Here is a 13801-nt window from a genome sequence, read left to right on the forward strand (position 1 = left end):
TCGCCCCTATAGCTCAGTCGGTAGAGCGTCTCCATGGTAAGGAGAAGGTCTGCGGTTCGATTCCGCATGGGGGCTCGGTGAAAAGCGGTCAGCCTCGGCTGTGCCGTGGATCACTGTGGCGGTGTAGCTCAGTTGGTAGAGCAAGCGGCTCATAATCGCTGTGTCACCGGTTCAAGTCCGGTCACCGCTACCCCGCGTAGTCGGTCGGGAGATCGCACTCCCGGTCGGCTACTCTTGTTGTGTTCTTATTCGTTGTCCAAGGAAGGCACTCCCGTGGCTGCCACCGACGTCCGCCCGAAGATCACGCTGGCCTGCGTGGAGTGCAAGGAGCGGAACTACATCACCAAGAAGAACCGGCGTAACGACCCGGACCGTCTTGAGATGAAGAAGCACTGCCCCCGCTGCAACTCGCACACCGCGCACCGCGAGACCCGCTGACCCTGAAGCAGGGCGACGGGCCTGTGTGAATTCAGGTCTTCTACTCCGGGCCGCATCCCTCTACAGGGGGTGCGGCCCGGAGTTTTTTCGTATCCACCCGCGTTCCGAGGAGCTGCCATGGCGCTCGACCCCTCCTTCATCGGGCGTAGTTACCCGCCCACCGAGCCGTACGAGGTCGGCCGGGAGAAGATCCGCGAGTTCGCGACCGCGGTCGGCGACGCCAACCCGGCGTACACCGACCCGGAGGCGGCCAAGGCGCTGGGCCACCCCGACGTGATCGCCCCGCCGACCTTCCCGTTCGTGATCACCTACCGCGCGGCCGGCCAGGTGGTCGAGGACCCGGAGCTGGGCCTGGACTTCAGCCGGGTGGTGCACGGCGACCAGAAGTTCGCCTACACCCGCCCGGTGCGGGCCGGTGACCGGCTGTCGGTCGCGGTGACCATCGACAACATCAAGTCGCTGGCGGGCAACGACGTGCTCACCGTGCGCGGCGAGGTGACGGACGCGACCGGCGAGCACGTTGTGACGTCGGTCATGACCCTGGTGGCCCGGGCCGCCGACGAGGCGGGGGAGTGAGCACGATGGCGATCAGCTACGACGAGGTCGAGGTCGGTACCGAGCTGCCGGCGCAGTCCTTTCCGGTGACCCGCGACACACTGGTGCGGTACGCGGGCGCCTCGGGCGATTTCAACCCGATCCACTGGAACGAGAGGTTCGCCCTGGAGGTCGGCCTGCCGGACGTCATCGCGCACGGCATGTTCACCATGGCCGAGGCGATCCGGGTGGTCACCGACTGGGTCGGCGACCCGGCCGCGGTGGTCGAGTACGGCGTGCGCTTCACCCGCCCGGTGCCGGTGCCGAACGACGGGGTCGGCGCGGTGGTCGAGGTCTCGGCCAAGGTCGCCAAGAAGCTGGACGACCGCAGGGTGCAGGTCGACCTGCTGGCCACCGCGGGCGGTCAGAAGGTGCTCGGGATGTCCCGGGCCGTGGTCCGGCTCGGCTGAGCCGCCCCCTCGCGACGCCGGCCGCGGCCGGAGCCCCCGTACTCACGGGATCTCCGGCCGCGCCCGCGGGCCTTGCCTTGATAGTGATTGGCCACTAACTTGGAAGTCATGGCGAAGTCGAGCATCCGGATGAGCGCGGAGGAGCGGCGCGAGAGCGTCGTCCGGGCCGCCCTGATCGAGTTCGCCCGGGGTGGGTACCACGGCACCTCCACCGAGGCGATCGCCCGCCGGGTGGGCGTCTCGCAGCCGTACCTGTTCCGGCTGTTCCCGGGCAAGCAGGCGATCTTCGCCGCGGCTGCCGAGCGCTGCGTCGAGGAGACCTGGCGGGTGTTCGACGAGGCCTCGGCCGGGCTGTCCGGCGAGGAGGCCGCCGACGCGATGTCCGCCGCGTACATGAGCCTGGTCGAGGACCGTGACCAGCTCATGATGCAGATGCAGCTCTACGTCTCGGTCTTCGCGGCCCGGGCGGCCGGCGAGGAGGAGGTCGGCGAGACCGCCCGACGGCTGTGGGAGAACCTGTTCGACCGGGTCAGGATCCGGATCGGCGGCGACATGAAGGGCGCCACGCAGTTCTTCGCGTACGGGATGCTGATCAACACCATGGTGGCGCTGGGCTATCCGCCGGACCACCGGATGTGGAGCGGCTTCGACGGGTGCGAGGAGCCCGAGGAGCCCGAGGAGTCCGAGTAGCCGGGCCGCGCGGCGGTGTCCGTGCGGCCTTTTTTCGGCCCACGAAAGTTATTGAGCAATAACTACCTAGAGGAAACTGGGGGACGTCATGACGGAGAAACCGACCATGGGCAGAACCGCGATCTGGACGCTGGTGATCGTCAGTGCGGCCAGTTTCATGGCCGCACTGGACAACCTGGTGGTCACCACCGCACTGCCGTCGATCCGCGAGGAGCTCGGCGGCGGGCTGTCCGACCTCGAATGGACGGTCAGCGCCTACACCCTGAGCTTCGCCGTGCTGCTGATGTTCGGTGCCGCGCTCGGCGACCGCTTCGGCCGCCGACGGATCTTCCTGGTCGGCCTGACGGTCTTCACCGCAGGCTCCGCCGCGGCGGCGATGTCCCCGGGCATCGGCGACCTGATCGCCGCCCGGGCCGTCCAGGGCGTCGGGGCCGCGGTGATGATGCCGCTCACCCTGACCCTGCTCACCACCGCCGTGCCCGCGGCCAGGCGGGGGGTGGCCTTCGGCATCTGGTCGGGCGTCAGCGGCCTCGCCGTCGCCGCCGGGCCGCTGATCGGCGGCTCGCTGACCGAGCACTTCTCCTGGCAGTGGATCTTCTGGGTGAACGTCCCGGTCGGCCTCGTCCTGCTGCCGCTGGCCTACCTGCGGCTCGGCGAGAGCCGGGGCGCGGGCCGGGCCCTGGACGTGCCCGGGACCCTGCTGGTCAGCCTGGGGATGTTCGGGGTCGTCCTCGGCCTGATCCGAGGCAACCCGGACGGCTGGACCAGCCCGCTGGTCCTCGGCGCCCTGGTCGCCGGCGTCCTGCTGCTGACCGCCTTCGTCTGGTACGAGCAGCGGGTGGCCGCCCATCCGATGCTGCCGATGCGGCTGTTCCGCAGCCGGGCCTTCTCCGCCGTCAACGCGGCCAGCCTGCTGATGTACCTGGGGATGTTCGGCTCGATCTTCCTGATCAGCCAGTACCTCCAGGGCGTCGGCGGCTTCAGCCCGCAGGAGTCGGGCATCCGGATGCTGCCGTGGACGGCGATGCCGCTGCTGGTCTCCCCGGTCGCGGGCATCGTCTCCGACCGGATCGGCGGCCGCCCGATCGTGGTCGCCGGGCTGGCCCTGCAGGCCGTGGGCCTGGTGCTGTTCGGCCTGGTCGCGGACGGGAGCACCGGCCTCGACTACCCCGCCCAGATCCCGGCCATCGTGATCTGCGGGATCGGCATGTCGCTGTACTTCGGCCCGACCGCCCAGCTGGTGATGGCCAGCGTCCGGCCGCAGGAGCAGGGGATCGCCTCCGGCGCCAACAACGCGCTGCGCGAGGTCGGCGGGGCGCTCGGGGTCGCCGTGCTCGCCGCGGTGTTCTCGGCGCGGGGCGGCTACCAGTCGACGCAGGCCTTCACGGACGGGCTGGTGCCCGCGCTGTACGTCGGCGGGGCCGCCGTCGGGCTCGGCGCGCTCGCCGCGGTGTTCATCCCCCGGCGGCGCGCGGCCGCGGCGGCGGGTGCGCGGGAGGAGCGGGCCGGGGAGCCGGCCGTGCCCGCGGGGGTCTGAGGCGCCGGCCCCGGGCGAGCGGCGTACGGGCGAGCGGCGTACGGGCGGCGGGAGCACGGGTGGCGGGAGTGCCGGGGGGCACCCCCGCCACCCGTACGCTGGTGGGCGTGCTGGTAGAAAACGACGCCCCCCTCGCCCCGCTGACCACGCTCCGGCTCGGCGGCCCGGCCCGCCGCCTGGTGACCGCCCACACCGATGACGAGGTGATCGCCGCCGTCCGCGAGGCCGACGCGGCCGGCGAGCCGCTGCTGGTCCTCGGCGGCGGCTCCAACCTGGTGATCGGCGACGCCGGCTTCCCCGGCACCGTGCTGCGGATCGCCACCGAGGGCTTCGCCCTGGACGGCACCGCGCTGGAGGTCGCGGCCGGCGAGACCTGGTCCGAGGTGGTCCGCCGGACCGTCGTGGACCACGAGCTGGCGGGCATCGAGTTCCTGGCCGGCATCCCCGGTTCGGCGGGTGCCACCCCGGTGCAGAACGTGGGCGCCTACGGCCAGGAGGTCGCGCAGTCGGTCACCGAGGTGGTCGCGTACGACCGCGCCGCCGACGAGGTGGTCGTGCTCTCGAACGCCGAGTGCGCGTTCTCCTACCGGCACAGCCGCTTCAAGGCCGAGCCGGAGCGCTACGTGGTGCTGCGGGTGAGGTTCCGCCTGGAGGACAACGGCGGCCTCTCCACCCCCGTCCGCTACGCCGAGACCGCCCGGCACCTGGGCGTCGAGCAGGGCGAGCGGGTGGCGGTCGGCACCGCCTGGAACGCGGTGCTGCTGCTGCGCGCCGGCAAGGGCATGGTGCTGGACCCGGCGGACCACGACACCTGGTCGGCCGGCTCCTTCTTCACCAACCCGGTGCTCACGGCCGCGCAGTACGACTCCTTCCGCACCCGCCCGGGCGCCGAGGACGCCCCCGCCTACCCGGCCCCGGAGGGCCGCACCAAGACCTCGGCGGCCTGGCTGATCGACCGGTCCGGCTTCGGGAAGGGCTACGGCAGCGGCCCGGCGACGCTCTCCACCAAGCACACCCTGGCGCTCACCAACCGCGGCTCGGCCACCGCCGAGGACCTGCTGGCGCTGGCCCGGGAGATCCGGGACGGGGTCCGCGAGGCCTTCGGGGTGGAACTGGTCAACGAGCCGGTGATGGTGGGCGTCGAGCTCTGAGGCGGCGCCTCGTCAGGCGGGTACGGCGGCCGGCTCCGCGGGGGCGCGGCCGCCCACCAGCCAGGCGTCGATGTCCGCCAGCAGCTCCTTGCGGACGGCCTCCGGCGCGACCGAACCGCGCACCGACTGCCGCGCCAGCTCGGCGAGTTCGGCGTCGGAGAAGCCCAGCACGTCCCGGACCAGCTCGTACTGGGCGGCCAGCCGGCTGCCGAACAGCAGCGGGTCGTCCGCGCCCAGCGCGAGCGGCACCCCGGCGTCGAAGAGCCGGCGCAGCGGGACCTCCTCGGGGTGCTCGTAGACGCCGAGCGAGACGTTGGAGGACGGGCAGACCTCGCAGGTGACCTGCCGGTCCGCCAGCCGCTCCATCAGCCTCGGGTCCTCGGCGGCGCGCACGCCGTGGCCGATCCGGCCGGCGCCCAGGTCGTCCAGGCAGTCCCGGACGGACTCCGGGCCGGAGAGCTCGCCGCCGTGCGGGGCCGCCAGCAGCCCGCCGTTGCGGGCGATCGCGAAGGCCCGGTCGAAGTCCCGGGCCAGGCCCCGGCGCTCGTCGTTGGAGAGGCCGAAGCCGACCACCCCGTGGTCGGCGTAGCGGACGGCCAGCCGGGCCAGCGTCCGGGCGTCCATCGGGGACTTCATCCGGTTGGCCGCGACCAGGACCCGGATGCCCACGCCGGTCGCCGCGGCGGCGTGCTCCACGGCGTCCAGGATCAGCTCCAGCGCGGGGATCAGCCCGCCCAGCCGGGGCGCGTACGAGGTCGGGTCGACCTGGATCTCCAGCCAGCGGGAGCCGTCCCGCCGCTCGTCCTCGGCGGTCTCCAGGACCAGCCGGCGGATGTCCTCCTCGTCCCGCAGCACCGAGCGGGCGGTGTCGTACAGCCGCTGGAAGCGGAACCAGCCCCGCTCGTCGGTGGCCCGCAGTCGGGGCGGCTCGCCGGAGCTGAGCGCCTCCGGCAGCCGGACGCCGTGCTTGTCGGCCAGCTCCAGGAGGGTGGCGGGCCGCATCGAGCCGGTGAAGTGCAGGTGCAGGTGGGCCTTCGGGAGGCCCCTGACGTCTCGCGGGTTCAACAGGCGTTCCATTCACCGATACTGCCGTATGCGGCCCCCGAACGGGAACCGCCTCCTTTCCATCCCCCGAAGGGGTGAAAGGAGGCGGCGTGCCGGGTGAATCCCGTATGTCGGATTGACGTCAGTGCTCGAACCGCGTCAGTCGCGGGCCTCGCCGAGCAGCTTCTGCACCCGGCTGACGCCCTCGACCAGGTCGGCGTCGCCGAGCGCGTAGGAGAGCCGCAGGTAGCCGGGGGTGCCGAAGGCCTCGCCCGGGACGACCGCGACCTCGGCCTCGTCCAGGATCAGGGTGGCCAGCTCGCCGGAGGTCTGCGGGCGCTTGCCGCGGATCTCCTTGCCCAGCAGGCCCTTCACCGACGGGTAGGCGTAGAAGGCGCCCTCGGGCTCGGGGCAGAACACGCCGTCGATCTCGTTGAGCATCCGCACGATGGTCTTGCGGCGGCGGTCGAAGGCCTCGCGCATCTCGGAGACCGCGTCCAGGTCGCCGGCCACGGCGGCCAGGGCGGCGCGCTGGGCGACGTTGGAGACGTTCGAGGTGGCGTGCGACTGGAGGTTGGTCGCGGCCTTGATGACGTCCTTCGGGCCGATCACCCAGCCCACCCGCCAGCCGGTCATCGCGTAGGTCTTGGCGACACCGTTGACCACGACGCACTTGTCGGCCAGCTCGGGCAGCAGGGCCGGCAGCGAGGTGAAGGTGGCGTCGCCGTACACCAGGTGCTCGTAGATCTCGTCGGTGAGCACCCACAGGCCGTGCTCCAGCGCCCAGCGGCCGATCGCCTCGGCCTCGGCCTCGGTGTACACCGCGCCGGTCGGGTTGGACGGCGAGACGAACAGCACGACCTTGGTGTTCTCGGTGCGCGCGGCCTCCAGCTGCTCGACCGAGACCTTGTAGCCGGTGGTCTCATCGGAGACGACCTCCACCGGGACACCGCCGGCCAGCTGCACCGACTCCGGGTAGGTGGTCCAGTACGGGGCCGGGATGATGACCTCGTCGCCCGGGTCCAGGATCGCCGCGAAGGCCTCGTAGATCGCCTGCTTGCCACCGTTGGTGACCAGCACCTGGGAGGCGTCCACCTGGTAGCCGGAGTCGCGCAGCGTCTTGGCGGCGATCGCGGTCTTCAGCTCGGGCAGGCCACCCGCCGGGGTGTACCGGTGGTTCTTCGGGTCGCGGCAGGCCTCGACGGCCGCCTCGACGATGTAGTCCGGGGTGGGGAAGTCGGGCTCACCGGCGCCGAAGCCGATGACCGGGCGGCCGGCAGCCTTGAGGGCCTTGGCCTTGGCGTCCACGGCGAGGGTCGCGGACTCGGCGATCGCACCGATCCGGGCGGAGACCCGGCGGTCGGCGGGGCGGATGGACTGGTCGGGCTGAGGGGTGGAAGCACTCATGCCTGCATCGTCGCAGAACCCGGACCTACCGGGCATCGGGGTATCGGCATCCGTACGTTCCCGTCCGAATCGCGGCCCCGGCGATCCGTCGGCGGGCACCCCGCCGGACCGGACATCCGCCGGGTGACCGGCCGGTCCGGAAGAAGAGGTTCGACCAAACACCCCTCGACCACGTACACTCGCTGCTCGACGGCCCGCCGAGAAAAACCGGAGCTTTCACCGCCTGTACAGACAGCGGGGGGAGATGCGGTAGGTTGGTCGCCACCGGAGCCGCGAGGCACCGTAGGGCAATAGCTCAATTGGTAGAGCACCGGTCTCCAAAACCGGCGGTTGGGGGTTCGAGTCCCTCTTGCCCTGCTGCTAGATCCGTTTTCAGCCCGTTCGCTCCACAGGAGTGAGCGGGCTTGATGCGGAGATGGCACCGATCAGCACCGCTAGCCGACTGGCCGTGCCCCACCGGGAGCGCGGCGAAGCTCGGCAGGACCCGGATTCAGGTGAGGACGAGTGACGGAGACCACGGGCTCCACCGCAACGCCTGAGAGCGGCAACCCCGAGGGTGCCGATGGCGTCGCCGAGAACACGGCCGAGGGCGAGAACAAGTCCGGCAAGCAGAAGAAGTCCGGCAAGCGGGCCAAGAAGGGCCTGTTCGCCAGGATGGGTCTGTTCTACCGCCAGATCATCGCCGAGCTGCGCAAGGTCGTCTGGCCCACCCGCGGCGAGCTCACCAGCTACACCGCCGTCGTGGTCACCTTCGTCGTGGTCGTGATGGCCTTCGTGGCCGGCCTGGACTACGGCTTCTCCAAGCTGAGCCTCCTGGTCTTCGGCTGACCGGCCGCCTCACCTTTCGAACAGCTTCCCGACCCGGGCCGAATCCTCGGCCCGGGTCGAGCTGTCGGTGCCGGACGTACGCGCGGTTACCGTGGACTCGGTACTGTTGAAGTCTCCGAGACCTCGCCTGGCGCCCGCGCGAGCGGCCGTACGCCGGACCGGTCGAGGAGCGCGCCACCTTCACCATCTCCAGGAAAGAAGCCGCCACCGTGTCTGAGTCCCCCCTGTACGACGCCGACGAGACCGTCCGCGAGGCGGATGCGGATGTCGCCGCCGCGCCGGACGCGACCGAGCTGGCTGACGACGTCGAGTCCGCCGAGCAGATCGTGGACGCCGCGGACAGCGACGAGGACGAGGTCGAGGCGTACGACGAGGCCGAGGCCGGCGAGCCCGCCGAGGAGGCCGCGCTGCGCGTGGAGGGCGAGGCCGAACTCGACGCCGAACTCGCCGCCGAGGAGACCGTCGAGGAGGAGCCGGCCGACGAGGTCGACCCGGTCGCCAAGTTCCGCGAGGACCTGCGCTTCATGCCGGGCGAGTGGTACGTGATCCACACCTACGCCGGCTACGAGAACCGGGTGAAGCAGAACCTGGAGCAGCGCGCCGTCTCGCTGAACGTCGAGGAGTACATCTTCCAGGCCGAGGTGCCGCAGGAGGAGGTCGTCCAGATCAAGAACGGCGACCGCAAGACCATCCGCCAGAACAAGCTCCCCGGCTACGTCCTGGTGCGCATGGACCTCACCCCGGAGTCCTGGGGCGTCGTGCGCAACACCCCGGGTGTCACCGGCTTCGTCGGCAACGCCTACGACCCGTACCCGCTGACCCTGGACGAGGTCGTCAAGATGCTCGCCCCCGACGTCGAGCGCCAGGCCGCCAAGGAGGCGGGCAAGCCGTCGCCGATCAAGCCGAGCGAGATCCAGGTGCTGGACTTCGAGGTCGGCGACTCGGTCACCGTCACCGACGGTCCGTTCGCGACCCTCCAGGCGACCATCAACGAGATCAACCCGGACTCGAAGAAGGTCAAGGGCCTGGTCGAGATCTTCGGCCGGGAGACCCCGGTCGAGCTCTCCTTCGACCAGATCCAGAAGAACTAGTCCCACGGTCTTCGGATTCGGGGCGGGGCCGAGGGCCCTGCCCCGAATCCGTTTTGGTCCAGCGGCGCCGACGCGTTAGCCTGGTCCGATGTGTGTGCTGGCGGCCGGGTGTCGCCCCGGTTCCGCACGCACCAGCAATCACCTCTCGGAAGGACCCGGAGAGACATGCCTCCCAAGAAGAAGAAGATCACGGGGCTTATCAAGCTCCAGATCAACGCCGGTGCGGCCAACCCGGCGCCGCCGGTCGGCCCCGCGCTGGGTCAGCACGGCGTCAACATCATGGAGTTCTGCAAGGCCTACAACGCTGCGACCGAGTCGCAGCGCGGCATGATCGTGCCGGTGGAGATCACGGTCTACGAGGACCGTTCCTTCACCTTCATCACGAAGACGCCGCCGGCCGCGCGCCTCATCCTGAAGGCCGCCGGTGTGGACAAGGGCTCCAGCGAGCCGCACAAGACCAAGGTCGCCAAGCTCACCAGCGCCCAGGTCCGTGAGATCGCCACCACCAAGATGCCCGACCTGAACGCCAACGACCTGGACGCCGCGGAGAAGATCATCGCCGGCACCGCCCGGTCGATGGGCATCACCGTCGAGGGCTGAGAATCTCCCTTCCCGCCAGGGGAAAGTTGATTCAGCCGGTTCTTGTGGTAGGGCCCGCGCAGGCCCGTGACACCACACCTCCATTCACCATTCAGGAGCAGCTATGAAGCGCAGCAAGGCCCTGAAGGCCGCGGACGCCCAGGTCGACCGCGAGCGCCTTTACGCCCCCCTCGAGGCCGTCCGCCTCGCCAAGGCGACCAGCACCACCAAGTTCGACGGCACCGTCGAGGTCGCCATGCGTCTGGGTGTCGACCCGCGCAAGGCCGACCAGATGGTCCGCAGCACCGTGATCCTCCCGCACGGCACCGGTAAGACCGCTCGGGTCCTGGTCTTCGCGACCGGCGAGCGTGCCGAGGCCGCGCGTGCTGCGGGTGCCGACATCGTCGGCTCCGACGAGCTCATCGACGAGGTCGCCAAGGGCCGCCTCGACTTCGACGCCGTCGTCGCCACCCCGGACCTCATGGGCAAGGTCGGCCGCCTCGGCCGCGTGCTCGGTCCCCGTGGCCTGATGCCGAACCCGAAGACCGGCACCGTGACTCCGGACGTCGCCAAGGCGGTCAACGAGATCAAGGGCGGCAAGATCGAGTTCCGCGTCGACAAGCACTCGAACCTGCACTTCATCATCGGTAAGGCCTCCTTCACCGACGAGCAGCTGGTCGAGAACTACGCCGCCGCGCTGGACGAGGTGCTCCGCGCCAAGCCGTCCGCCGCCAAGGGCCGCTACATCAAGAAGACCGCGATCTCGACCACCATGGGCCCCGGCATCCAGGTGGACCCGAACCGCACCCGCAACCTCCTCGTCGAGGAGGACCCGGCCGCGGTCTGAGCCTCAGCGCTCTAGAGCAGTCCGTACGGCGGGCCCGCACCCCCTTCACCGGGGGTGCGGGCCCGCCGTCGTTCCCGGGTGCGGGGCCGGCGCGGACCGCAGGGCCGGGCGGGCAGCCGGACCGGGACAAGGGCGGATGGGAACGGCGGGCCGAACCGTCGTACGCTCTGCCGGTCAGACCACGTGGAGCACCTGTGACCGCCGGAGTGTGCCGTGCCGCCCGCCCCTCGCCCCACCGTTCTCGCAGCGGCCCTGCTGCTCGCCACCACCACCGGGTGCAGCCTGCTGGCCGCTCCGACCACCGGCACCCCCGGGGGCCCCGCGCCGGTGCCGCCCAAGCAGGTGGTGCTCACCGCCGCGCAGGCGCTGGACGACGCCGGCAGCGCCCGGATCGACGTGGTGCGGGAGGGCCCGGGCGGCCGGCGCACCGCGAGCGGCTCCCTGGTCTGGGGCGCCTCGGACGAGGCCCGACTGACCGTCACCGACGAACGCGGCAGCGGCCGGCTGACCGTGAAGGACGGCGCCCTCGACCTCGTCTACCAGGACGGCGCGGCGAGGCACGCGGAGCGGAGCACCGCCGAGTCGGTCGACCCCGGGGCGGGCCCCGACCCGGAGGGCTTCGCGGGCGGCTGGACGACGGCTCTGATCTCCAGCCCGGGCGGCCGGGCGTACGAGGTCGCCCAGGGCGTCAAGCTCACCTCGCTCGGCGGCGAGCAGCTGGCCGGGGTGACCGTGGCGCACTACCAGGGCTCCGCGCCGGTGGCCGAACTGTTCGGCAAGGACGACGAGTTGAGCCCGCGACGGCGCGCCGCCACACTGGACTGGTACCGGCAGCACGGGGTGACGGCGATCGGCTACGACATCTGGGTCGGGCCCGGCATGCAGCTGCTGCGGCTGCGCGAGACGGTCCGGGGGGACGCGGGAACCACGGTGACGACGACCGATGTCTCGGCTCCCGGGGCGGCGGACGCGACGCCCGCCGCGGGCGGGTGACGGGGAGGCGGATATCCGGTGCGTGGGGACATCGACGATCCGTTAGAGTCCGCATGAAAAGAACATGAGAAGAGCTGACGATCGGTTCTTCCATGGGGATCTGGATCTCACGGGGGTACCTTCATGCGCGCTCTGCGCCTCGCCTCGGCCGTCGCGACGACGGCCGTCCTGCTCGGTGCCGCGACCGCCTGCGGCAGTGACGCCAAGAGCGGCGACGCCAAGGGCGGCACCAAGACCGGTGAGGCCAAGCCCGGTGACACCAAGAGCGCCGACGCCAAGAGCGCCGACGCCAAGGGCGCCGACCCGCTCGCGGCGGCCCTGGCCGCGGACCCGAAGGCCGCGCTGGCCGCGTCCGCCGTGGTGATGCAGAAGGCCGGCAACGGCAAGGTCACCATGATCCCGGCCGATCCCACCGACCCCGCCGGCACCGGCGACGCGGACTGGAAGGACCCGGCCAAGGCGGCCGTGGACCTGGCCAGCGACATCGAGGGCAAGAAGCTCCGGATCCGGGTGCTCGGAACGGACGCCTACCTCGGCGGCGGCGACGACGTCGCGCCGGCCCTCGGCGGCAAGCACTGGGTCAAGATGCCCGCCGACGCGACGGGCGACAGCTTCCGGGCGGTCGGCCAGATGACGAACCCGGTCGTCCTGCTCACCGTCGCGGCCCAGAGCGGCAAGCTCTCCAAGATCGGCCAGGAGGCCGTGGACGGCGTCCAGACCACCCACCTGCGGGCGGAGCAGGACACCGCCGCGCTGGTGGCCGGGATGACGGCGCTCTCGGCGGGCCAGCGCACGGCCGTCCAGAAGACGCTGGAGGAGGACGGCAAGACCCTCACCATCGACTTCTGGCTGAACGCCAACCAGGAGCTCGTCCAGTACAAGGAGTACGGCGACACCAACGGCGAGAAGCAGGCCGTCACGATCAAGTACTCCAACCTCGGCAAGGCCGCCGCGATCGCGGCGCCGGCCGCCGCCGACCTCGGCAACGAGGCCGACGTGCTCAAGCTGCTCGGCTGATCCGGCCGGACCGGACACCGGGCCCACCCGCAACAACCGGCTACCACCCCGGGCGCACCACGCGCCCGGGGGTCCTCAAGGGGGGAATCATGGCTGGAACCCGCAAGACCGCCGTCGCCGTCGTCCTCGCCGCCCTGGCGCTGACCGCGACCGCGTGCAACAACAACGACAAGAGCGCCGCCCCGGCCGCGCCGACCACGGCCGCCACCTCGGCCACCCCGTCGGCCGCCGCCCCGACCACCGCCGCGAAGCCGGAGAAGGTCAGCCCGGCGGTCTTCCTGGAGCAGGTCACCCAGAAGACCGGCGCGGCCAAGTCGGCGAAGGTCGACGAGGTGATCCAGGTCGGCGAGGTCGTCATGAAGGGCCAGGGGGCGGTGTCCTGGGCCGACGGCCTGGAGGCCGACCTCACGATGGACCTGTCGGGCTCCCCGATGGCCAAGCTCCTGGAGCCGCTGACCGGCGGGCCGAAGGTGCACTACCTGTACGCCAAGGACGCCATGTACATGGGCCTGGGCGGGCAGCTGGTGGAGAGCGGCAGCCCGAAGTGGGTGCGCTACAGCAAGGCCGACATGGCCAAGGCGTCCGGCGGCACGACCGACCAGCTGCAGAGCGCGGACCCGGTGCAGGGCGTCCGGACGCTGATCGCCAGCGGCAAGGTCACCGAGGTCGGCCAGGAGACGGTGAACGGCAAGGCCACCACCCACTACTCCGGTGTGCTCAGCGCGGCCGACGTGGTCAAGGCCACCGGCCAGGGCATGACCCAGGCGCAGGTCGACAAGATCAAGCAGAACCTGGACACGGCCGGCATCACCACCGACCAGATCGACGTCTGGGTCGACGCCGACAAGCTCGTGGTCAAGCGGAGCGAGGTGGCCGAGACCAAGGCCGGCGCGCTGAACGTCACCGTCAGCTACTCGGACTACGGCACCCCGGTGATCGCCTCCACCCCGGCGGACTTCATCGACCTCGCCGACCTCCAGAAGGCCGCGGCCGGCAGCTGATCCGCGCGGCCGGGGAGGCGGGGCACCGGAAGCCGGTCCCCGCCTCCCCGGCCCCGGGCCCGGCTGGGCCGACCCGGTGGATCCGCCCGGCGGAGGGGGCCGCCACCGGGCGGACCGGGGACGGGTGGCAAGGTGGCCGGGACGGGGCCGCCGCGGGACGGGGCCGGGCGAGAG

Annotated in this window: 15 protein-coding genes and 3 tRNA genes; 16 read left to right on the forward strand and 2 right to left on the reverse strand. The window is 71.3% G+C overall.

What is annotated here, in order from left to right; genetic code table 11:
- Positions 1 to 2: 2 nt before the first annotated feature.
- The 8 genes from ACGFSC_RS03070 (at position 3) to ACGFSC_RS03105 (ending at position 4820) form a co-directional block, all read left to right on the forward strand.
- A tRNA-Thr gene (locus tag ACGFSC_RS03070) sits at positions 3 to 75 on the forward strand.
- A gap of 42 nt (positions 76 to 117) precedes the next feature.
- A tRNA-Met gene (locus tag ACGFSC_RS03075) sits at positions 118 to 190 on the forward strand.
- A gap of 83 nt (positions 191 to 273) precedes the next feature.
- Positions 274 to 438, forward strand: coding sequence for a 50S ribosomal protein L33 (gene rpmG / locus ACGFSC_RS03080; RefSeq protein WP_006604855.1), 165 nt, complete (start codon positions 274 to 276; stop codon positions 436 to 438).
- 117 nt (positions 439 to 555) lie between these two features.
- Positions 556 to 1014, forward strand: coding sequence for a MaoC family dehydratase N-terminal domain-containing protein (locus ACGFSC_RS03085; protein WP_359897553.1), 459 nt, complete (start codon positions 556 to 558; stop codon positions 1012 to 1014).
- 5 nt (positions 1015 to 1019) lie between these two features.
- Positions 1020 to 1442: a MaoC family dehydratase gene (locus ACGFSC_RS03090; protein ID WP_359897552.1), complete on the forward strand. Its 423-nt coding sequence runs from the start codon at positions 1020 to 1022 to the stop codon at positions 1440 to 1442.
- Between the two features lie 108 nt (positions 1443 to 1550).
- On the forward strand, positions 1551 to 2132 hold the full coding sequence (locus ACGFSC_RS03095; RefSeq protein ID WP_359897551.1) for a TetR/AcrR family transcriptional regulator: 582 nt from the start codon (positions 1551 to 1553) through the stop codon (positions 2130 to 2132).
- A gap of 88 nt (positions 2133 to 2220) precedes the next feature.
- Complete coding sequence (locus tag ACGFSC_RS03100; protein WP_392862264.1) at positions 2221 to 3669, forward strand: MFS transporter; 1449 nt, start codon at positions 2221 to 2223, stop codon at positions 3667 to 3669.
- Positions 3670 to 3737: 68 nt separating this feature from the next.
- The gene (locus ACGFSC_RS03105; RefSeq protein WP_359897588.1) at positions 3738 to 4820 is read left to right on the forward strand and encodes a UDP-N-acetylmuramate dehydrogenase; all 1083 of its coding nucleotides are present in this window, start codon (positions 3738 to 3740) and stop codon (positions 4818 to 4820) included.
- Between the two features lie 12 nt (positions 4821 to 4832).
- Here ACGFSC_RS03105 and ACGFSC_RS03110 read toward each other — a convergent pair whose 3' ends face one another.
- Both ACGFSC_RS03110 and ACGFSC_RS03115 read right to left on the reverse strand, forming a co-directional pair.
- Positions 4833 to 5897: an adenosine deaminase gene (locus ACGFSC_RS03110; RefSeq protein WP_359897549.1), complete on the reverse strand. Its 1065-nt coding sequence runs from the start codon at positions 5895 to 5897 to the stop codon at positions 4833 to 4835.
- Between the two features lie 126 nt (positions 5898 to 6023).
- A complete protein-coding gene (locus ACGFSC_RS03115; RefSeq protein WP_359897548.1) occupies positions 6024 to 7271 on the reverse strand; it encodes a pyridoxal phosphate-dependent aminotransferase in 1248 nt (415 codons plus the stop codon).
- A 284-nt stretch (positions 7272 to 7555) separates the two neighbouring features.
- On the opposite strand from ACGFSC_RS03115, the gene ACGFSC_RS03120 reads away from it, so the two are divergent.
- The 8 genes from ACGFSC_RS03120 to ACGFSC_RS03155 all read left to right on the forward strand — a co-directional run bounded on the left by ACGFSC_RS03120 (position 7556) and on the right by ACGFSC_RS03155 (position 13627).
- Positions 7556 to 7628: transfer RNA gene (locus ACGFSC_RS03120), tRNA-Trp, on the forward strand.
- Between the two features lie 147 nt (positions 7629 to 7775).
- Positions 7776 to 8099 (forward strand): preprotein translocase subunit SecE, encoded by a 324-nt coding sequence (gene secE, locus ACGFSC_RS03125; protein WP_359897547.1) that lies wholly within the window; start codon positions 7776 to 7778, stop codon positions 8097 to 8099.
- Between the two features lie 209 nt (positions 8100 to 8308).
- Complete coding sequence (gene nusG, locus ACGFSC_RS03130) at positions 8309 to 9190, forward strand: transcription termination/antitermination protein NusG (RefSeq protein ID WP_359897546.1); 882 nt, start codon at positions 8309 to 8311, stop codon at positions 9188 to 9190.
- 165 nt (positions 9191 to 9355) lie between these two features.
- Positions 9356 to 9790, forward strand: a complete 435-nt coding sequence (gene rplK / locus ACGFSC_RS03135) for a 50S ribosomal protein L11 (RefSeq protein ID WP_359897545.1) — start codon at positions 9356 to 9358, stop codon at positions 9788 to 9790.
- Between the two features lie 103 nt (positions 9791 to 9893).
- Positions 9894 to 10616 (forward strand): 50S ribosomal protein L1, encoded by a 723-nt coding sequence (gene rplA, locus ACGFSC_RS03140; protein WP_196951777.1) that lies wholly within the window; start codon positions 9894 to 9896, stop codon positions 10614 to 10616.
- Between the two features lie 213 nt (positions 10617 to 10829).
- Positions 10830 to 11609, forward strand: a complete 780-nt coding sequence (locus ACGFSC_RS03145; protein ID WP_359897544.1) for a hypothetical protein — start codon at positions 10830 to 10832, stop codon at positions 11607 to 11609.
- A gap of 123 nt (positions 11610 to 11732) precedes the next feature.
- Positions 11733 to 12626, forward strand: coding sequence for a hypothetical protein (locus ACGFSC_RS03150; RefSeq protein ID WP_359897543.1), 894 nt, complete (start codon positions 11733 to 11735; stop codon positions 12624 to 12626).
- 89 nt (positions 12627 to 12715) lie between these two features.
- Positions 12716 to 13627: a hypothetical protein gene (locus ACGFSC_RS03155; protein ID WP_359897542.1), complete on the forward strand. Its 912-nt coding sequence runs from the start codon at positions 12716 to 12718 to the stop codon at positions 13625 to 13627.
- Positions 13628 to 13801: the final 174 nt, after the last annotated feature.

Origin of the sequence: Kitasatospora sp. NPDC048715 (assembly GCF_043198905.1) — a bacterium.
Classification (GTDB): Bacteria; Actinomycetota; Actinomycetes; order Streptomycetales; family Streptomycetaceae; genus Kitasatospora; species Kitasatospora lactacystinica.

Bases quoted from the DNA above. Each gene is read 5' to 3' on its own strand.
- ACGFSC_RS03085 (WP_359897553.1), top strand. From the start codon at position 556: ATGGCGCTCGACCCCTCCTTCATCGGGCGTAGTTACCCGCCCACCGAG.
- ACGFSC_RS03090 (WP_359897552.1), top strand. From the start codon at position 1,020: ATGGCGATCAGCTACGACGAGGTCGAGGTCGGTACCGAGCTGCCGGCG.
- ACGFSC_RS03095 (WP_359897551.1), top strand. From the start codon at position 1,551: ATGGCGAAGTCGAGCATCCGGATGAGCGCGGAGGAGCGGCGCGAGAGC.
- ACGFSC_RS03100 (WP_392862264.1), top strand. From the start codon at position 2,221: ATGACGGAGAAACCGACCATGGGCAGAACCGCGATCTGGACGCTGGTG.
- ACGFSC_RS03110 (WP_359897549.1), bottom strand. From the start codon at position 5,897: ATGGAACGCCTGTTGAACCCGCGAGACGTCAGGGGCCTCCCGAAGGCC.
- ACGFSC_RS03115 (WP_359897548.1), bottom strand. From the start codon at position 7,271: ATGAGTGCTTCCACCCCTCAGCCCGACCAGTCCATCCGCCCCGCCGAC.
- rplK (WP_359897545.1), top strand. From the start codon at position 9,356: ATGCCTCCCAAGAAGAAGAAGATCACGGGGCTTATCAAGCTCCAGATC.
- rplA (WP_196951777.1), top strand. From the start codon at position 9,894: ATGAAGCGCAGCAAGGCCCTGAAGGCCGCGGACGCCCAGGTCGACCGC.
- ACGFSC_RS03150 (WP_359897543.1), top strand. From the start codon at position 11,733: ATGCGCGCTCTGCGCCTCGCCTCGGCCGTCGCGACGACGGCCGTCCTG.
- ACGFSC_RS03155 (WP_359897542.1), top strand. From the start codon at position 12,716: ATGGCTGGAACCCGCAAGACCGCCGTCGCCGTCGTCCTCGCCGCCCTG.